At 71.6% G+C, this 19,147-nt stretch carries 15 protein-coding genes; 7 read left to right on the plus strand and 8 right to left on the minus strand.

Going from position 1 to position 19,147, the window contains the following annotated elements; translation table 11 throughout:
* Positions 1–68: 68 nt before the first annotated feature.
* Complete coding sequence (locus WMF44_RS28570; RefSeq protein ID WP_437293209.1) at positions 69–569, plus strand: host attachment protein; 501 nt, start codon at positions 69–71, stop codon at positions 567–569.
* Here the strand turns inward: WMF44_RS28570 and WMF44_RS28575 are convergent.
* The gene (locus tag WMF44_RS28575) at positions 535–2,037 is read right to left on the minus strand and encodes an OmpP1/FadL family transporter (RefSeq protein WP_437293210.1); all 1,503 of its coding nucleotides are present in this window, start codon (positions 2,035–2,037) and stop codon (positions 535–537) included. The two genes, WMF44_RS28570 and WMF44_RS28575, sit on opposite strands and share 35 nt — an antisense overlap.
* Positions 2,037–5,897 carry a hypothetical protein gene (locus WMF44_RS28580; protein ID WP_437293211.1) on the minus strand — a complete coding sequence of 1,287 codons (3,861 nt, stop codon included), beginning with the start codon at positions 5,895–5,897 and terminating at the stop codon, positions 2,037–2,039. The genes WMF44_RS28575 and WMF44_RS28580 overlap by 1 nt, the downstream gene beginning before the upstream one ends.
* Before the next feature lie 168 nt (positions 5,898–6,065).
* On the opposite strand from WMF44_RS28580, the gene glmU reads away from it, so the two are divergent.
* From glmU to WMF44_RS28600, 4 genes are all read left to right on the plus strand, one after another.
* Positions 6,066–7,487, plus strand: a complete 1,422-nt coding sequence (gene glmU, locus WMF44_RS28585; RefSeq protein ID WP_437293212.1) for a bifunctional UDP-N-acetylglucosamine diphosphorylase/glucosamine-1-phosphate N-acetyltransferase GlmU — start codon at positions 6,066–6,068, stop codon at positions 7,485–7,487.
* A gap of 375 nt (positions 7,488–7,862) precedes the next feature.
* Complete coding sequence (locus tag WMF44_RS28590; protein ID WP_437293213.1) at positions 7,863–8,042, plus strand: FmdB family zinc ribbon protein; 180 nt, start codon at positions 7,863–7,865, stop codon at positions 8,040–8,042.
* A gap of 18 nt (positions 8,043–8,060) precedes the next feature.
* Positions 8,061–8,447 carry an encapsulin-associated ferritin-like protein gene (locus WMF44_RS28595; protein WP_437293214.1) on the plus strand — a complete coding sequence of 129 codons (387 nt, stop codon included), beginning with the start codon at positions 8,061–8,063 and terminating at the stop codon, positions 8,445–8,447.
* Between the two features lie 2 nt (positions 8,448–8,449).
* Positions 8,450–9,253 carry a family 1 encapsulin nanocompartment shell protein gene (locus WMF44_RS28600; RefSeq protein ID WP_437293215.1) on the plus strand — a complete coding sequence of 268 codons (804 nt, stop codon included), beginning with the start codon at positions 8,450–8,452 and terminating at the stop codon, positions 9,251–9,253.
* 15 nt (positions 9,254–9,268) lie between these two features.
* Here the strand turns inward: WMF44_RS28600 and ribA are convergent, their stop codons facing one another.
* From ribA to WMF44_RS28630, 6 genes are all read right to left on the minus strand, one after another.
* Positions 9,269–9,946: a GTP cyclohydrolase II gene (ribA, locus tag WMF44_RS28605; protein WP_437293216.1), complete on the minus strand. Its 678-nt coding sequence runs from the start codon at positions 9,944–9,946 to the stop codon at positions 9,269–9,271.
* A gap of 357 nt (positions 9,947–10,303) precedes the next feature.
* Entirely contained in the window at positions 10,304–12,106 is a 1,803-nt protein-coding gene (locus WMF44_RS28610; protein ID WP_437293217.1) for an acyl-CoA dehydrogenase, read from the minus strand.
* A 67-nt stretch (positions 12,107–12,173) separates the two neighbouring features.
* Positions 12,174–12,452: a hypothetical protein gene (locus WMF44_RS28615; RefSeq protein WP_437293218.1), complete on the minus strand. Its 279-nt coding sequence runs from the start codon at positions 12,450–12,452 to the stop codon at positions 12,174–12,176.
* A complete protein-coding gene (locus tag WMF44_RS28620; RefSeq protein WP_437293219.1) occupies positions 12,445–12,792 on the minus strand; it encodes a hypothetical protein in 348 nt (115 codons plus the stop codon). Before WMF44_RS28620 ends, WMF44_RS28615 begins: the two co-directional genes overlap by 8 nt.
* Complete coding sequence (locus tag WMF44_RS28625; protein WP_437293220.1) at positions 12,785–14,389, minus strand: PepSY-associated TM helix domain-containing protein; 1,605 nt, start codon at positions 14,387–14,389, stop codon at positions 12,785–12,787. The genes WMF44_RS28620 and WMF44_RS28625 overlap by 8 nt, the downstream gene beginning before the upstream one ends.
* Positions 14,390–14,490: 101 nt before the next feature.
* Positions 14,491–14,658 carry a hypothetical protein gene (locus tag WMF44_RS28630; protein WP_437293221.1) on the minus strand — a complete coding sequence of 56 codons (168 nt, stop codon included), beginning with the start codon at positions 14,656–14,658 and terminating at the stop codon, positions 14,491–14,493.
* Positions 14,659–15,214: 556 nt separating this feature from the next.
* Here WMF44_RS28630 and WMF44_RS28635 point away from each other — a divergent pair.
* Positions 15,215–16,432, plus strand: coding sequence for a hypothetical protein (locus WMF44_RS28635; RefSeq protein WP_437293222.1), 1,218 nt, complete (start codon positions 15,215–15,217; stop codon positions 16,430–16,432).
* An 86-nt stretch (positions 16,433–16,518) separates the two neighbouring features.
* Positions 16,519–19,077 carry a TonB-dependent siderophore myxochelin receptor MxcH gene (gene mxcH / locus WMF44_RS28640; protein ID WP_437293223.1) on the plus strand — a complete coding sequence of 853 codons (2,559 nt, stop codon included), beginning with the start codon at positions 16,519–16,521 and terminating at the stop codon, positions 19,075–19,077.
* Positions 19,078–19,147: the final 70 nt, after the last annotated feature.

Genomic DNA, 19,147 nt, shown 5'->3' on the forward strand with positions numbered 1-19,147 from the left:
CGCTTGCGCCGCGTGGGGTCGGTCTTTAACGTAAACCGAGGGAAGGGTTGATTCCCCCGTGGAGGCTTATGGCAAAGAAGGCAGCACGGAAGACATGGATCCTGGTCTCCGACGCAAGCCGTGCCCAGCTCTATCGTGAAGAGCCTGCTGGCAAGGGCTTTACCCTGCTCGAGTCCTACAACCATGACGAGAGCCGGGCGCGCGTGCGGGATCTGATGGCCGACGCGCACGGCCGCAAGCCGAACGGCACCTCCGGCGGGAACGGCAGCCCTGGCGGCGGCCCGGGGGGTCAGTACCTCGGCCGTCCCGGCGCCGCCCCCGACACCGATCCCAAGGAGGTCGAGAAGCAGAAGTTCGCCCAGGAGCTCGCGGAGGTGCTGGAGAAGGGGCTGAACGAGCACGCCTACGAGACGCTGGTGCTCGTCGCGCCGCCGCACTTCCTCGGCCTGCTCCGCGGCACGGTGAGCAAGCAGGTCAGTAACCACATCGAGACGAGCGTGGACAAGGACCTGAGCTGGCTGGACGGCCCCCGGCTCACGGAGCGGCTGCGCGAGCTGCGGGCCGGATAGGGTCGCTCCCGGCTGCCTCGAACGTGTAGGCGACGCCGAGCCCGACGACGTTCGCCCGGGCGCTGTAGGCGCCGCCATTGATGGTGTTCGGGCTCTCCGGCGGATTGGCCCGCACCGGGCTCACCTGCGGGAGCCGCGCTTCCCTCGGATCGACCCTCACGTCCGTGGCGAAGGCGTGCGCGTAGCTCGCGTCGAGGCGCCACCGGCCGAGGTGGACGCCGAGGCCGGCCGCCGTCGTCAGCTTCGTCGCGTCGATCGTGAGGACCGACAGGTACTCGGGCGGGACGGCGCTCTGCTCGAGGCTCACGCCGGCGCGCAGATCCCACCGCGCGCCCGCGAGATCGAAGGAATACTCGCCCCCGAGCCTCGCCGAGAGCGAGCTCTGGAACCGCCGCGGGAACGAGACGGCTGGCACGCGGAACTCCTCCGGGAAGCCGGCGACGTTCCGGAGCACCACGCCGTCGGGCTCGACGAGGATGTCGTCGTGCATGCCCCAGCCCTCGACGCCGAGCCCGAGCTCCACGCGCAGGTCGTCCACGACCCGCGCCTCCACGCCGGCGCGGAGGACCCACGGCAGGTCGAACGCGACGTCGGCGTCCTCGCCCTCCTGGACGGCGCGCTCGAAGACGGGCGCCGCCGGGAGCCGCGCCCTGAATTTGGCGGGCGCGCGCACCCAGATGGGCAGCTGAAAGGCCAGGCCGACGCGCCAGCGCGGCGTCGGGACGAAGAGCGCCCCGAGCTGGCCCGTGGGCGCCACGATGGGCGCGACGCTGAGCTCGGAATGGATGTCCCACTCCGGATCTTCGGGCGCGCAGAACATCCGCTCCGGGAGGCACCCGGAGACAACCATCCGGCTGTTGAACGCGCCGACCAGCGCGCCGAGCCCTGCGCCGAAGCGCCATTCGGGCGACGGCGCGTACGCCGCCCCGACCCCCACGAGGGCGAGCGCGGAGCCCTCGAGCGTGAGCAGCGCGTAGCGCTGGGGCGCCGGCATGCCGTCCACCTGCTCCGGGTAGCTGGAGAGGGCCGCGTACGGCGCCCACACCCCGCCCCAGACGACCCACCGCGGATCGACCTTGAACGACGCCGCCAGCGTGGGGATCGGCAGCACCGGCGCGCTGCCGGTCACCGGATCCATCGTCTGCACGAAGCTCGCGCCCGTCGGCTCGCCGGTGTTCGGGTCGACCTGCCGTACGATCGCCTGGCGCGTGTGCCGGCTGCGCCACTCGAAGAGCCCGACGTCGAACAGAACCTGGGTGCCGGCCTCGTAGACGCCCGCGGGGTTGTAGGCGATCGCCCCGAGATCGTCGCCGCCGGCGATGTACGCCCCGCCGCGGGACGACGGGCGGACGCCGCGGTCGGTGAAGTACAGCCCGGCGGCGCCGGCGTCGCCCGCGGGCAGGAGGAGCGCCCCCGCGGCGGACGCCACGGAGAGCACGGCGCGGATCGTGGGCGTTTGCACGTGCATCACTCGTGCGGCCGGTTCTTGACGATGGCGTAGATCTGCTCGAGCCCGCGGGTCTCGTCCGTCAGGAAGTCCCTGGCCGAGACAAGTAGCTGCCGGTAGTCCTCCGCCGTCAGCGGCGCGCCGCTCCCGGCCTCGATGCGGTTCACGTCCGCGAACGCGTCGAGGAACACGTCGAGCGGCGCTCGGCCGTCCGCCATCGGCGTCACGAGCGCCGGGAGCACGCGCTCCATCGCGCGGTACCTGTCGTAGCGATCGTCGTTGAGCGCCTTCAGGGCCTTGAGCCCCGCGTCGGCCGCGCCCGGCCCGCCGGCGCCCCCCGCCGGGGTCAGCGCGGTCGACGCGGCCTTCAGGATCCGGCGCAAGGCGTCGTCGTCGGCGAGGAGCTGGAGGCCGTCGGCGAGCGTCGTCGGCAGCGCCTGGAACGGGGCGCCGGCTGCGTCCGCGTCGAGCAGGTAGGTGAGGAACCGCTCGATCTCCCGCCGCGCCGGCTCGTGGGCGCGGACGGCCTCCATCACGTCGACGGCGGCGGCGAACAGCGGGTGGCTCAGGAGGTCGCTCACCGTGGCGCCGAGCTCCTTCTGCGCCCAGGCGCACCGCCCCGTCGCCTCGCGATCGGGGCAGCGGGCGTTCAGCTGCTCGCGAAGGACGCGCAGGACGAGGGCGCCCATCCTCGGGAGCGCGCGGTTCTTGAACCGGGCCTCGGGCCCCGACCCCTCGACCGCGAGCAGCGCATCGACGAGCTCGTCCACGCCGCGCTTCCACTGGCCCTCTCGCTCGGCGGCGTCGGGCGCATTGCGCTGCGCGAAGCGCGCGTCGATGCCGTTCAGAGCGCCGGCGAGGAGGGTGAACACGGTGAGCTGGTCCTGGACCCGACCGTTCACCCACGTGGCCTTTTTCTTCCCCCAGCGGTCGACCATGCCCACGCCGGCCGCGTAGCGGGTGCTGAAGAGGATGCGCGCGAGCTTCTCGATGACCTGGGCCTTCGTCAGCGGCCGATCTGCCGCGGGGCCGCGCCGCGCGGTCACGGACGTGTCGCGCGCCATCCGGGCGAACGCCACCGACGACGCCAGGACGTCCTCGGCCCGGAGCGCGTCGGCCAGGAGCGGCTCGTAGCTGTTGACCCCTGCCTCCGAGCAGTACGCGGTGTTGGCCTCGGGCGAGCCGGCCTTGATGCACTCCGGCCCGTGCTCCTTGCCCGGCCAGTGGCGGTACGCCGTGCTGAAGAGATCGGTCAGGATCGCCTCGCCGGTGGTGCCGGGGTCGACGTCGGCGAACGCCTTCACGATGGGGCCCAGGTACGCGGCGAGCCCGAGCTGCTCCAGGAGGTAGGTCGTCCCCGGGTGGCGCACCCGGATCAGGTTCTCCGGGGAGCTGCACTCGTTCACGCCGAGCGCGTTCCTGGGGCAATGGATCGTGCCGGCCGGCTCGAGCGTCCCCGAGATGAACAGGTTCGTCGGCAGGTTCGCGCCGGCCCGGAAGGGATCCAGGTCCGGCAGCCCCGGGAACCTGTCCGAGTCCGCCCCGAAGTAGATGAGCCGGCTGAGCGCGGCCGGCGTGGGGCGGCTCGTCAGGCCGCCGATGCCGCTGGAGTCCACGAGCACCGAGTCGGTCACGAGCAGCGCCAGGGCCGAGGGCTTCACCTCGAGCTCGGCCCGCTTCGGATCCCCGTCGGGGAGGAGCGAGTCGAGGTAGAAGGCCGCCAGGTCGTCGATCTGGAACAGCTCGCACTCGGCGAACTCGACGAAAGGCACCGTGACCTCGAAGGCGCTCACCACGGCGCCCTCCTTGTTGCACTGCCTGACGCCGGCGGTGTCGTGCATGAGCTGCATCAGCCGCTCCATGCCCGAGCGGTTGTCGCCGCCCCTCGGCTTCTTCGGGTCGATCGGCGTCTTCGGGGCCGCCGTCGACGGCGCCCCGACCGTGAGGTTGATGGCCGGGCCGTTCAGGTCCGCCGGGTTGTACGCGTACTTGTCGCGGGTCGTGAGCATCGCCGCGATCGCGTCGCCCGCGTGCCGCGCGCCGCCGTGCGGGGTGAGGAGCGCGCCGCCCGCGATCGCCTCGAGCAAGCGCGCCACGAGCCCCGGGTGCTCCACGGCCCCGCCGAGCACCGCCGCGAGCTCGTCCCAGAGCGGCGCCTCGTCGTCGATCCGCGCGGAGGCCTCCTTGCCCTGGGCGGCCAGCCGGTCGTGCTCGCGGGCGACGCCCCGGATCCGCAGCGCCGCGGCGGTCATGCGCGCGAGCTCCGCCTCGCGGTTCTCGAGCAGATCGATGAACGTGAGCAGGAGGACGTCCGAGTCCTTGTCGGCGAGCACCTGGCCGACCGCGTGCGCGAGGTCGGCGAGCGGCGAGTCCTCGCCGCGGAAGCGGCGGTACGACAGGCAGCCGTCGCACCGCTCGTCCGCCGGCACGATCCTGCCGCGGCGGACGTCGTAGCGGGCCTCCTCGCGGTCGCCGAAGAGCAGGTACGCGCCGGAGAGCGCGTACATGAGCCCTTCGTGCTCGGTCTTCCACGGCTCCGGATCGCCCTTGCCCGCGTACCGGGTCCCGTCGACGAGCGGCACGATCGACCGCAGCGCCGCGCCGAGGACGGTGCGGGAGGTGTCGACGTAGGCGTAGAGCTCCGGCGCGAGGCCCCCGAACGGGTCCCGCGGCGGCTCGGTGACGCCGGGGATGGCGAACGGCGGGTCGATCGCGAGCGGCGCGCCGGTCCGGTCCACGAACCTGCCGGACGCGTCGACGTCGGCGAGGCCGTCGCCGTCCGCGTCGGCGAACGGCGCGGGGACCCCATCGCCGTGGGGGAGGACCCACCCGCGCCCATCGCGGCGGGCGATGAAGATCGACGGCGGCTCGGCGAGCTCGGGGTGCTCCGCGAGCAGCGCCGCCTGCGCGAGCTCCAGGGTCGTGCGCGGGCGGCTCGGCTGCGCGGTGGCGGCGTCGATCGCGAGCGGGGCCCGCTCCGGCAGCGACAGCGCGGCCAGCTCCTGCTCGCCGGCCGCGAGCAGCGCCTGGAGCGCGGGCGCCCCCGGGCCGCCGGGGCCGAGCACGTCGAGCGCCGCCACGGTCATCGGGCGCAGCCCCGGGTACGCGAGCGCCGCGCCCGCGATGCCGAGCCCCACCTCCGCCGGGCGATAGCCCTGGCGCCCCCAGATGCTCGCGAGCGCACAGACGGGCGTTTCCCGCCCCTCTGCCCTGTCGCAGGCGATCGGCGCCCGCTCCCGCTGCCTCTTCTTGTCGCCCTCCTCTTCCTCCGGCCGCGCGCTCTCCTCGCCGCCGTGGATGAGCGCGTCGAGGAGCCGGGCGATCCCCCGGGTCGACGCGGGCAGGACCGCCGGCCCCGCCGCGTCGAACGGGTTCGTCTCGTAGAGCGGCGCGAGGGTCTGCGAGAGGCTCAGGACGGCATCGTGCAGCCGGATCTTGCCGCCCCCCTCGCCGGGCGCGACGTTGTCGATCTCGATGTCCGGCACCGCGGCGTTGACGGCGTCCACGAGGGCGTTGCGCCACCGCGCCATCGCCTCCACCTTGGCCACGCCCAGCCTGCGCGCCTGCTCCGCCCGCTCGCCCGAGACCGGCGGGAGCAGCGAGACGTCGACCTCGTCCTCGTACCGGCCCTCGCGGTCGTAGTGACAGACGCGCTGGTACGAGGCGCCCGTGTGGTCCTCGTGGAGGCTCGACGCGCCCACGCGGTCGCAGAGCATGCCGAAGACGTCGTCGCCCAGCCCGCCGCCCTCCGTGACCTTCGGAGGCGCCACCCGCGTCGTGTCGAGCGGCTCGTGACACGAGGCGATCGCCCCCCCGGCCGCGATGAGCGCGACCAGCCGGAGTACGACAGCGGCCGAGGAACCCAGCGCGCGCCTGCGCATGACGACAACCTCCCCCAGTTGCCTCCAGGGTAGACTATTCCACTCCAGGTGCGTAGGGGCTTGGCGCCCCTGCGGGTGTCAGGTGGGCGACGCCGGAGCGCGTGTTCTCCAGGCTCACTGCGCTGCGACGAGGACGGCGGCGGGCTCGTGGGTATACGCTGTGGAGCGATGGCGACCCAACCCACCCCGCTCACCGCTGTCGTTCTCGCTGCTGGACAAGGGACTCGGATGAAGAGCGCCCGACCGAAGGTGCTCCACGAGCTCTGCGGCCGGCCGATGCTCCATTACGTCGTCGACGCGGCGCTGGCCGCCGGCGCCTCGGACGTCGTGGTCGTCGTCGGCCACGGCCGCGAAGAGGTCTCTGCGGCCCTGGACAAGGCGTTCGGCGCCCAGGGGAAGAAGGTCCGCACCGCGCTCCAGGCCCAGCAGCGCGGCACGGGCGACGCGGTGCGGTGCGCCATGCCGCACATCGACGCGACCTCCGAGGCGATCCTGATCCTGTGCGGCGACACGCCGCTGCTCGATCCGGAGCAGCTCACGCAGCTCCGCGGGGCGCTCGACCGCGCGGGCGACGCGCCGATCGCGATGCTGACCGCGGAGGTCTCCGATCCGACGGGGTACGGCAGGATCCTTCGCGACGCGTCGGGCCGCGTGATCGGCATCCGCGAGCACAAGGACGCGACGGCCGAGGAGCGCGCGATCACCGAGGTGAACCCCGGCGTGTACCTCGCCCGCAGCGGGTTCCTCGGGCGCGCGCTGGCCGGGCTGACGACGGACAACGCGCAGGGCGAGCTCTACCTGACCGACATCGTCGCGCAGGCGGCGAAGGCCGGCGGCGCGGCGGCGGTGGTGGCCAGGGACGTCGGCTCGCTCGTCGGCATCAACGACCGCGCCCAGCTCGCCGCCGCCGAGGAGGTGCTCCACGGCCGCATCGCCGACCGGCTGCGCAAGAGCGGCGTCACGATCCGCACGAACGCCCGCATCGACGCGGGCGTGGTCGTCGAGCCGGACGCCGTGATCGAGCACGCCGTGGTCCTGCGGGGCCGGACGCGCGTGGGCGCGGGGGCGCGGATCGACGTGGGCTCGGTCCTCACGGACGTTGTCGTCGAGGCGGGCGCCTCGGTGAAGCCGTACACGGTCGCCTCGCAGTCGTCGATCGGCGCCGGCGCGCAGATCGGGCCGTTCTCGCACCTCCGCCCGGAGAGCCAGATCGAGGCCGACGCGCACATCGGCAACTTCGTCGAGACCAAGAAGACCGTGGTCCGGAAGGGCGCGAAGGCGAACCACCTCGCCTACCTCGGCGACGGCGACATCGGCGAGGGCGCGAACGTCGGCGCCGGGACGATCTTCTGCAACTACGACGGCTTCCGGAAGCACCGGACCGAGATCGGCGCCGGCGCCTTCATCGGCAGCGACTCGCAGATCGTCGCCCCGGTGAAGATCGGCGCGGGCGCCTACGTGGCGACGGGCACGACCGTCACCCGCGACGTGCCGGACGAGGCGCTGGCGATCGGCCGCGTGAAGCAGGAGAACAAGGAGGGCTACGCGACGCGGCTCAAGGCGCGGCTGAAGGACGCGGCGAAGAAGTAGGCCCGGAATCGCCCTATCGCACGTGGATGGCGTCGCCGAGAAGCGCAGATGACCGACCAGAAGCGGGCGAGGTCGACGCGGCCCGTGCTGTTCACGCACGGTGAGGGCCGGTAGCGAGGCGACCGGCCGACCCGCCGGGATCACACCTCCCAGCGCCGGAGCCGCGCGGCGAGCGCATCGGCGATCCGGCCCGAGCTTCCGGCCGCGGCTGTAGCTCGGCCTCCGGCAGCGACCGCGCAGGTCATTTTCGCGCGACGCCGGAGACACCCGTGCTCGTCCGGCTGCAACCTGGGTCGGCTCGAATCCTGGGAGGGCACGGATCTCGCTTGTGCCCACGTATGTGATTCAGTTCACATTTACAGGACAGGGAGCCCCATGCCGACGTACGAGTTCAAGTGCAACGACTGCGGCGCCGAGTTCGAGGTGGTCGCGTCGCTCTCCGAGTTCGAGCGCCTGAAGCGGGAGCGCACGGTCCAGTGCACGGCCTGCGGCCGCTCGAACGTCGAGCCGGAGATCGTGGCGTTCCAGGTGCAAACGGCGCGAAAGAGCGCCTAGGCAGAAGGACGAAGCGACGTGTCGAGCGAGAACTACCACGAGCTGCCTGAGCTCCTGTCCGAGGCGACCAAGGAACGGCACCGCGCGATCGTCTCGTTGATCGAGGAGCTCGAGGCGATCGACTGGTACCAGCAGCGCGCCGAGGCGTGCTCGGACGCGGAGCTCCGTGCCGTGCTGCTCCACCACCTCGAGGAGGAGGTGGAGCACGCGATGATGAACCTCGAGTGGCTCCGGCGGAACGATCGCGTCTTCCAGGAGAAGATCGACATCTACCTCAACAGCCAGGGGCCGATCACCGAGGTGGAAGCGGCCGAGGAGGCGGCGAAGCTCGGCGCCGCGGCGAAGACGGGCGCCACGGCGCCGCCGAGCGGCGCGCTCGGCATCGGGAGCCTGAAGGGGGCATGATCATGGATCTTCTCAAGCGCGAGCTCGCTCCCATCCTCCCCGCCGCGTGGGACCTCATCGATCACGAGGCGACGCGCGTGCTCAAGCTGCACCTCGCCGGCCGCAAGGTCGTGGACTTCCGCGGCCCGTTCGGCTGGGAATACGCCGCCGTCAACACGGGCCGCCTGCGCGCGATCGAGCGGAAGGAGGCGTCCTCGGTGAGCGCGGCCGTCCGCCTCGTGCGGCCGCTCGTCGAGTTCCGCGCGCCCATCCGCCTCGATCTCGCCGAGCTCGACGCCGTCGGGCGCGGCGCGCAGGAGCCCAACATCGAGGACGTCGTGCGCGCCGCCGAGCACGCCGCGCGCTTCGAGGACGGCGCCATCTTCAACGGGCTCGCGGCCGCCGGGATCGAAGGGATCCTGGAGGTCTCGCCGCACAACCCCGTGGTGATCCCCGCGCCGGAGGCGTGGCCGCGCGCCGTGGTGGCGGCGAGAGAGGTGCTCCGCGCCGCGGGCGTCGACGGTCCCTATGCGCTCGCGCTGGGCCCGAAGGCGTACGACGAGCTGGCCGCGGCCGCGGAGGACGGCTATCCGCTCCTCAAGCACATCGAGCGCCAGCTCATCGACGGGCCGATCGTGTGGGCGCCCGCGCTCGAAGGCGGCGTGCTCCTGAGCACGCGAGGCGGCGACTTCGAGCTGACCGTGGGGGAAGACCTGTCCATCGGCTACGACGGGCACGACAGACAGGTCGTCGAGCTCTTCCTCACCGAGAGCTTCACGTTCCGCGTGCTCGAGCGCGCCGCGGCCGTGGCGCTGCGGCGGGGCTGAGATCAGCCGCCGCGGCTACTCGGCGTCGCTGACCGCGGCGCCCTCGCCGTCCCGCAGCGACGGGATGACGTGGCCCATGCGGAGGCGCTTCGCCTCGAGGTAGGGCGCGGAGAACGGGTTGGCCGGGACGATGGCCGCCGAGCGCGAGGCGATCCGGACGCCGAGCGCGCGGAGCGCGTCGACCTTGTCGGGGTTGTTCGTGAGGAGCCGGATCGACTCGATGCCGAGGTGCTCGATCATCGCGGCCGCGGGCTCGTAGCCGCGGGCGTCGTCCGGCAGGCCGAGGATGCGGTTCGCGTCGACCGTGTCGTGGCCGAACGCCTGGAGCTGGTACGCCCGGATCTTGTTGGCGAGCCCGATGCCGCGCCCCTCCTGCCGGAGGTAGAGCACAACGCCGAGCCCGCGGCGCCCGATCTCGGCCTGGGCCGCCTCGAGCTGCTCGCGGCAGTCGCACTTGAGGGAGCCGAACACCTCGCTCGTGAGGCACTCGGAGTGGACGCGCAGGGTCACGTCCGACCGGCCGCGCACGTCGCCCATGACGAGCGCGACGTGATCGGGAGACAGCCCCTGGTCGGGGCTCGTCGTCCCACCGAAGTGGAACACCAACATCTGAAAGACGCCGTGCTTCGTGGGCACGGGCGCCTGGGCACGAATATCGAGCTGAGGCCGGATCGCCGTCGTCGGGACGTGCATCTCGCTCTCCTGGTGGAGGAATCCTGGGTCGCCTGTCAAGCAAGGAGCGCGCCTGGGTAACCCGCTGCCCTGCCCTTGTCCGGCCACCCCTGAAGGTGGCGTCAATCAGGTAGCGTAAGCACCCGGCCGGAACAAGGTAAGCTCTCCAAGATGTTGCTCCAAGGACATACCTGGAGCAGCCGGTCAGCGACGAGGAGCAGCCGATCTGCTTCGTCCCCGCGCGATCCGCCGCACCGCTGGCCGTGAGCCAACTCACCAACGAGGCGCCGGCGGGCCGTCCGAGCGGCGAGAAAGCCGAGGGCCGCCGCTTCGGAAGCACCCGGGGGTGCCGGGGAGGCCGGGGGCCGCGCGCCCGCCTCAGAACCACCCGGGTTGCATCCTGGCGTACGAGTCCTCGCCGGAGCGGCAGAGCGCGGCGAGCGCCTCGACCCGGGGCAGCTCCGTCGAGAGCCAGTACTGCGCCGCGCAGAGCTTGCCTTCGTAGAAGTCGGCCGGAGCGGCGCCCCTGGCGAGCCCTTCGCGGGCGGCCGCGGCCATCGCGAGCCATTGCCAGGCCACCACGACCACGGAGACGAGCTCCATGTAATCCGCGCTGTGCCGCAGCATCCGCTCGGTGTCGCCGCGCATCCCCGCCTCGGCGAGCTGCACCGTCACCTCGCCGAGCAGCGCGAGCGCCGCGCCGAGGCGCTCGCCCCACGCGGGCTCGACGCCGGCCCGCTGCGCCCGGGCGATCGCCAGCCGGATCTCGCCGCCGAGCGCGATGAGCGCGGCGCCGTTCCCGGCCACGACCTTGCGGCCGAGCAGGTCCAGGCCCTGGATCCCCGTCGTGCCCTCGTGGATCGCGTTGAGCTTCTGATCCCGGAGCCAGGCCTCCGGGAGGTACTCGCTCGAGTAGCCGTAGCCGCCGTGGACCTGGAGCGCGAGGGCGTTCGACTCGAAGCCCTTCTCGGCGGGGAAGGTCTTGGCGATGGGGGTGAGCAGGTCGAGGAGCCGCTGGGCGCGCTCCCGCTCCGCCGCGTCCGCGGCGTGCGCCGCGAGATCGGCGTACAGCGCGGTCGTGGAGACGAGCGCGAGGCCGCCCTCGACGATGGCCTTCTGCCGGAGCAGCATCCGGCGCACGTCGGCGTGCTCGATGATGGGCACCTGCGGCGCCCCCGGGTCCCTCGCGCCGAGCGGCCGGCCCTGCGGCCGGACGAGCGCGTAGCCGAGCGCCTCGTGGTAGGCCGCGGAGGCGGTCGCCACGGCGTTCGCGCCGACCAGGATGCGGGCCTCGTTCATCATCTGGAACATGCAGGCGACGCCCTGGTGGGGGCTGCCCACGAGGTAGCCGTGGCAGTCCCCCTTCTCGCCGAAGCTGAGCGACAGGCTGGGGAGCCCGCGCCAGCCGAGCTTGTGGATCATGCCGGCGACCTCGACGTCGTTCGGGACGAGCTGCCCGCCCTCGGGCCGCCGCTTGGGCACGGCGAACAGGCTCACGCCCTTGATGCCCCGAGGCGCGCCCTCGATGCGCGCGAGCGTGAGGTGGACGATGTTCTCGGTGAGGTCGTGGTCGCCGCCCGAGATGAAGATCTTCGACCCGCGGACGAGGTAGTGGCCCGCGTCGGTCTTCACCGCGCTCGCCTGCACGTCGGCGAGGCTCGATCCGGCCTGGGGCTCGGTGAGCGCCATCGTCCCGGTCCACTCGCCGGCGTACATCCGGGTCATGAAGGTGGACCGCAGGGCGTCGTCGCCGAACGTCTCGATGAGGTGCGCCGCGCCGGTCGTCAGGCTGAGGTAGCCGCACGCGCTCAGGTTCGCCGCCTGCAGGTAGGCGCCCGCGAGCGTGGCGACGACGAGCGGGAGCTGCTGGCCCCCCACCGCGGCCGGCCGCGCCGCGGTGAGCACCCCGAGCTCGACCATCGGCCGGAAGACCCGCTGGATGGCGGGGTGCACCGCGATGGCGCCCCCCTCGAAGCGCGGCGGCGCCTCGTCGACCTGCCTGTAGGTCGGGAACAGCACCTCCCGCGCGAACCGCCGGCAGCTCTGGAGGTAGAGATCGAACGTGTCGCGCGCGTGATCGGCGAAATAGGGGAGCGCGCAGAGGCGCGGCGCGTCGAGCACCTCGTAAAGAAGGAACTCGACGTCGCGATCGTGGATGAGGGGATTCTGGGGAGCGGTCATGCGGTCTCTCGCCGAACCTGGTGCAGGCTAGGCGCGCCGGAAGCGGGGTGTCCAGGGGGCGCGCCTGTCACGGCGGCACCGCGTAGGCCAGGGCGAGCAGCACGGCGCCGATCGCCGCGCAGACGCTCCACGCGCGGGCCGCGCTGCGGGCCAGGAAGGCGACGCACATCGCCGCGAGCCAGAGCGGGACCACGAGCGCAAAGCCGAGGGCGGATCGCGTGGCCTCGGCGAGCGGCGCGAACCGCGCGAGACATACGCCGCCCAGGACGGCGAGCGGCAGGGTCCCGATCAGCGCCGCAAGCACGCGCAGCGTGCCGTCGAGCCGGGCGAGGCGGTGGCTAGCCATGGCGCGCTCCGAGGAGCGAGAGCGCGGCGATGGCCGGCGGGCACAGGAAAGCGAGGCCCCAGACGACGCGCGGCCACACGGGCGCGAGCAGGACGAACAGGCTCGCGGCGCAGAGGAGCGCCGCGAGGGGGACGAGGTACGCCGCCGCGCCGGCCTCGGCTCGGCTCCACAGCCACACCGACAGCGAGAAGGAGGCGACGGAGAGGACCCGGGCCGCGGCGCGCCAAGCGCGCCACGCGCGCAGCCGCGCCGCGATGACGAGCGGGAGGCGCTCTGGCCGCGCCCCGTGGAGCAACGCGAAGGCGAGGTACGCCGAGAGGACCGACGCGGTCTCAACCATGAGGTGCCGCCTGCCGCCTGGCCACGAGCCCCGCCGCGCCGTGCGCCAGCGAAGGCGGCGCGCGGCGCGTCATCAGGAGCTGCACCGCAGGTCGCGAGGTCGCCCGGCGGAGCGCCCAGGCCGACGCGCAGAGCGCCGCAGCCGTCATCAGGAGCGCGACGTCGACGGCGACGACGGCTCCGACCTTCGGCCCCGCGCCGAAGAGCCCCGCCCCCGACCAGCGCGCCGCGAGCGCGGGGACCGGCAGCAGCAAGAGCCCGGCGAGCCCGAGCTGCTGCCACCAGAGGCGCCCGCCCTCACGCGCGGCGAGCGCCCACGTGATGCAGAGCCCGAGCACCCCCACGAACGTCAGCTCCTCGGCCGCCCCGCGGTGGCTCCAGTCGAGCGGGAACGCCCGGCTCGCCAGGAAGAGCGCCGCGATCGCGACGAAGGTCCCCGCGCCGAAGCCCACGGTGAGCCGCGCGAGGAGGCGGTTGCCGAGCCGCTCTCGCCGCGCTTCCCGTCGAGCGAGCCAGATCCAGTTACCGGTGAGGATCGTGGCGCACGTCGCCAGGGCGAGCACGAAGAACACGACGCGAAGCGTGGCGCCGCCGAAATCGGCGAAATGGAGGCCATAGATCCAGCGAAACACGCCGCTGCGCGCGCCCTCGGCGCCCGGCGCGTCGCGCGCGACGACCGCCCCGTCGATGGCCCGCAGGCGCACGACGCCTCGCCCGAACGGGACGCCCTCGATCGCTCCGCGGATATCGACGGTCCCGCTGTCGAGGCCGTGGTGGCGGAGATAAAACCCCTCGGGGGCGAGCCTGGGCTCCGCGGCGCGCGCGCGGGCCATGAGCTCGTCCAGCGAGAGACCGCGCGCGGGCGCACCGCGCGCCGGCAGATCAACGAACGGCACCCCGCAGACCGCCCGGTCCGCCCGCCCCGCGTCTCCACCGAACACGGGCCCGGTGAACACCGGCACGAGCGACCCCACGAACACCAGGAACGCGCCCGTATAAGCGTAGACGAGCTGAAACGGCAGGCCCATCACGCCGAGCACCTTGTGCATGTCCGACCACAGGACACGTCGCGCCTTGTCCGGTCGGAACTGATGCAACTGACGGACGAGGTCCTTCAGGTGGATGAGCACGCCGGTCGCCAGCGCGAGCAGCAGCGCGACGGACAGGAGACCGGCGGTGTAGAACAGCCAGACGCCCGTCACCCGGTGCTGGAGGAAATGCAGCCGGTAAAGGAAGGCGGACAGCCACTCTCGTTCGGGCACCAGCCCCTCGTGGACCCACGATGAGACCGCCTCGCCCTGCGAGGAATACGCGAGCCGCGCGGCGCCCAGCCCGCCTGCCGGCAGGTCGAACCAGATCTCCTCCGGTGCCGTGCCGGCAGCGGCGAGCCCCAGATCGAGCGTGGCCTGGAGCCCCGCCTGCTCGACGGAGGAGCGCTGCTGGGCCAGGGGCTCCTCCCACACCTCGAGCTGCTTTCGGAAGAGCGCGATCCCCCCCGTCAGGAACATCACATAGAGCAAGAGCCCACCGATCACACCTGCCCACGCGTGCACGTCCCAGAAGGTCGTGAAGGCATGTCGGGAGAGCTTCTTGGCCATCGCGAGTCACCCTGTCCCGTCGCGCAGCGCGCCGCGCGACCTCAGCTCCCCCTCGCCAACCCGTGCAGGCACCCCGGCACCGTCAGGCCCATCGTCGGGCCTCACTCGGCCGTGAGCTCGAGCAGCGCGCTCTCCGTGGAGCCGCTCTCCTCGCCGAGGGTGAAGCCCCCGCCGTCCACGTCGATGGCCCGCTGCTTCCGCCGCCCCGGCGGCCGGCGGACGCTCGCCCCCCGTCGCGCCGACAGCAGGCGCGCGCGGGCTCGCCTCACGGCCCTCCCCCGCGCGCCCCGCCGGCAGGCCGCCGTCCTGAGCGCGTGCCGGCGCGTGCACGCCGGCACGCAGGGAGGTCAACACGCCTGCAAGCGGGCTCCGAAGCGCGGAAGGATCTCGCCCGCCCCCGTCGATCTTGGACCCGACCCGCGGCTCGGGATGCAGGCGCCAGGAAACCGAGCTGACGTCCATGGACGAGTTTGGCCGTAGCCAATTTGAAAGCAAAAATCAAGATCACCTTCCCGAGGAGGTGCGCCGCCCTGTCGGGCCTCCGGCGGCTGCGGCCCTCCTCGGACATGTCGCGCGGCGCTCGCCGGGTGGCGCCGTCATCGGCGCTCGCAGCGCGCCGCGGCGGCGCGGCGGTGACACGCGGGAAGGCGGTTCACGGAGCGCCGATCGGGGTGAAACCGCCCCCTCCGGTGGACGAAATTCCCGGTTGACGCCGAGGCGAGCAGCATGTAGGAACAATACGTTCCGTGTGAATTTGACTGTCATTTTCAGTAAGATCACCCAGCCCACCCGGAAAACCCAGCAATGAACCAGTCACGCCACGTTATGGGGGCAGTCGTCGCGGTCCTCGCGGTAGTGGGATGCAGCGGCGATCCCGACGCGGATCGCCCGGGGACGGGGACCACGGGGACCGGGGGCGGCGACGGGCCGCTCTACGCCGCCGCGTCGGGGCTCTGCGGGACCGAGTCGTGCCAGACCTACCTTCTCACGGTGTCGAGCACCGAGAAGCAGGAGATCGACGTTCTTCAGAACGGGATCGAGTTCCAGGGCCTGATTTATCCGTTTGCTCACAAGGACTCTGTCTTCGTCTACAGCTCGGAAGCCCCGCGGATCACCCGCTATACCGCCACGGCGGACGGCGGTCTCCAGGAAGGCCCTGCCCTGGACTTCTCCGCCCTCGGCTCGAGACGCGGCAGAAGCATCGTCCTGAGCGATGACAAGGCATATACCTTCGACGTCGACCTGTCGACGATCTTCGTTTGGGACCCGGCGGAGATGATCTTGACCGGAACGCGGATCGACATCTCCCTCATCCAGCGCGAAGGGTTCACGCCTTACGTCTTCACCGATCGCGACGCCGCGCGGGAACGCGACGACCTCCTGTTCGTGCCGGTGGATTGGTACAGCAACGACACGCAGCTCAACTCCACGCCGGGGATGCTGGTGATCGACACGGCGCGCGATGAGGTCGTCAAATTGATCACGGATACCCGCTGCGTCGGCCTGGAGTCCTCTGCCATGACGCCCTCGGGAGACATGTACTTCTTCCCTTCGGCGGCCATCCTCAACGTGAACGCGGCCGACCCGTCGATCCCGGCGTGCGCGCTGCGCATTCGCGCCGGCGAAGACGAGTTCGATCCGGACTTCCTGCTGAACATCTCGGAGGCGACCGGCGGGCGCATCGGCTGTTGTGGGACGCAGGGCCCGGGCGGCACCGCGTACGTCCAGGTGCTCTACGAAGAGCGGGTGGACGTGACGGATCGTTCGGAGCTCTGGGATAAAGCGGCGAACGATTGGCGCCTGTGGAACATCGACCTCGAGACGGGCGCGGGGCGCGAGGTGAGCTCGATCGATTGGTTCAGCTCATCAGGGCCGAACGGTTACGAGCTGCCCGAGGGGCAGGTCTTTGCCAGCATCGGAAAACAGCCGACCGACCCGACGTTCAGGCGTGACACGACGCTGTTCGATCTGACGAGCGCGGCCGAGCCTGTGCCGACGTTCACCTTCAACGGCTTCGTGACGATGTTCGCTCGCCTGCGATGAGCCGTCACATGCGCAGGTCTGGCTCCTGCAGACCCACCCCACAGCCGCTTCATCGTCCACGCGCTATCGAGCGATGCCTCGCCCTGATGGCGGTGCCGGCCGTCGTTCTGGCGCTCCAGGACGCGTCGGCGCAAGAACCTCCGCCGCCGGCGCCGGAAGCACCGGCGGCCGAGGCTGCGCCGTCCAGGCCCGAGGTGGAGATGCCCCGTCTCCTCGAGCTCGTGCCAGCGGAGTATCCGATCGAGGCCAAGACCGCCGGGCTCGAACGCGTCGTCCCGCTCCACCTCACGATTGACAGCGAGGGAGCGGTCATCAAGGCCGAGGTGATCGAGCCGCAGGGGTACGGCTTCGACGAAGCAGCGCAGGGCGCCGCGCTCAGGTTCCGGTTCGAGCCGGCGCGCCGGGCGGGGCGGCCCGTCGCGGCGAAGATCCGTTATGACTACGCGTTCCGCCTGGAACCGGCGACCGAGGCGCCCGAGCCGGCGCCGCCGAGCGGGGCCTCGAATGTCCCCGAGGGGACGCCCCCGGGAGGACCGGCCGCGACGGAGCACAAGGCCGGATCTCCGCCCCCCCAGGCAGGAGGGCCTCCTCTACGCCCCATCGAAGTGCAGGTGCAGGGCGAGACAAAGGCCGATCAGCTGCGCCGGTCCGCGGAGGCGGTGCACGTGATCGAGACCAAGGACGCACGGCGCCAGAGCGCCGACCTCGGGGAGGTCCTGAGCCGCAGCCAGGGAGTCGGCGTGCGGCGTGGCGGCGGGCTCGGCACGAGGGCCCGCTTCTCGCTGAACGGGCTCACGGACGACCAGGTGCGCTTCTTCCTCGACGGCGTCCCGCTCGAGCTCGCCGGCTACGGGCTCGGCCTCGAGAACGTTCCTGTCAACCTCATCGAACGGGTCGAGATCTACCGCGGCGTGGTCCCGATCCGCTTCGGCGCCGATGCGCTCGGCGGCGCCGTGAACCTCGTGACGGATCAAGGCTACAGGGGCACGCGCGCCGCAGCTTCGTACCAGCTGGGGTCCTTCGGCACGCACCGGCTCACCGCCTCTGGCCGGCATCTCTTCGAGCCGACAGGCGTCTTCGCGAGCGCCAGCGCCTTCTTCGACGCCACCAAGAACAACTACCTCGTCGACGTCACGGCGGCCGACGAGCTCGGAAGGCCGTATCCGGCGCGCGTACGTCGCTTCCACGACGACTACAGGGCCTACGGCGGCAACCTGGAGCTCGGCGTCATCGACAGGCCGTGGGCGAAGCGGCTGCTCCTCCGGCTCTTCGTGGCCGATCACGACAAGGAGCTCCAGAACAATCCCGTGATGGAGGTGCCCTACGGCGAAGTGACGTCGGGAGAGCTCGCGCAGGGGGGGACCCTGCGTTACGAGAAGCCCAATCTCTTCGTCCGCGGCCTCAGGTTGGCCCTGCTCGGCGGATATACGCGCCGAACCATCGATTTCGTCGACAGATCACCGTGGCGGGTCGACTGGTTCGGCCGGCGCGTCGCCCGCCTCGACAGCAGCCAGCCGCTCGCCGAGATCGGCGACGCGACCGACGCGACCTACCTGGAGCACCGCGTCCACGGTCGGCTGGAGGTGAGCTACTCGCTTCCGTACCGTCAAGAGCTGCACGTCGCCGTATCTCCGGGCTTCTCCACGCGCGATGGAAGGAACCGGCTGCACACCTCGTCCGCGGTCCGTGATCCCCTGTCGGTCGAACGCGAGCTCTTCACGGTCGTCGGCGGGATCGACCACAAGCTGACCGCCCTCGACGGCCGCATCGAGAACGTCCTCTTCGCCAAGGATTACCTCTACCGGGCGTCGGGCGAGCGCACGTCCCCCGGGGGCGCCATCACGCCCGTCGAGCGAGCCACACACACGCAGGGCTTCGGCGACGCGCTGCGCTTCCGCGCGCTCGATTGGCTCTGGACGAAGGCATCCTACGAGTACGCCACACGCCTGCCCCGCCCGGACGAGGTCTTCGGCAGCGGGACCGCCATCGTGCCCAACCTCGCGCTGGAGCCGGAGACGAGCCACAACGCCAACATCGGCGTCATGATCGACGCCAAGGACACCGCTGCAGGAGCGTTTCGTGGCGAGCTGAACGGCTTTCTCCGCGGCACGCAGCAGCTGATCGCGTTGCAGCCGGTCAACACAAACCTGAGCAAGTACATGAACGTCTATACAGCGAGATCGCTCGGCGTCGAGGCCGCCGCCGGCTGGACATCGCCCGGCGATTACCTCTGGCTGGACGGCAACATGACGTGGGTCGAGTTCAGGAACACATCCGACGAGGGTGAGTTCTCGGAGTTCGAGGGGGATCGCATCCCGAATCGCCCGTGGCTCTTCGCCAACGCCTCCCTGCGGCTCCAGTTCTCCGGCGTGAACGCCGTGAACGACGAGCTGTCTCTCACCTGGAACACCCGCTATGTCCATGATTTCTTCCGCGGCTGGGAGAGCGCCGGGTTCCGCAAGGACAAGCAGATCATCGACAGCCAGACGATTCACTCGATCGCGCTCACCTACCTCGTGCGGAGCGTCGTTCAGGTGAGCTCCAGCATGGAGCTGCAGAACCTCACCGACGCCAGAGCGTACGACTTCTTCGGCGCGCAGAAGCCTGGGCGCGCGCTGTTCTTCAAGGGGACGGTGGAGTATTGAAGCCGGCCGCGCCGCACCCCGGCGCGGACGTCCAGATCACACGGGAGCGCCCAGGGGCGGGAGGATCGGC

The sequence above is a fragment of the Sorangium sp. So ce426 genome (genome assembly GCF_051475585.1).
Classification (GTDB): Bacteria; Myxococcota_A; Polyangia; order Polyangiales; family Polyangiaceae; genus Sorangium; species Sorangium cellulosum_B.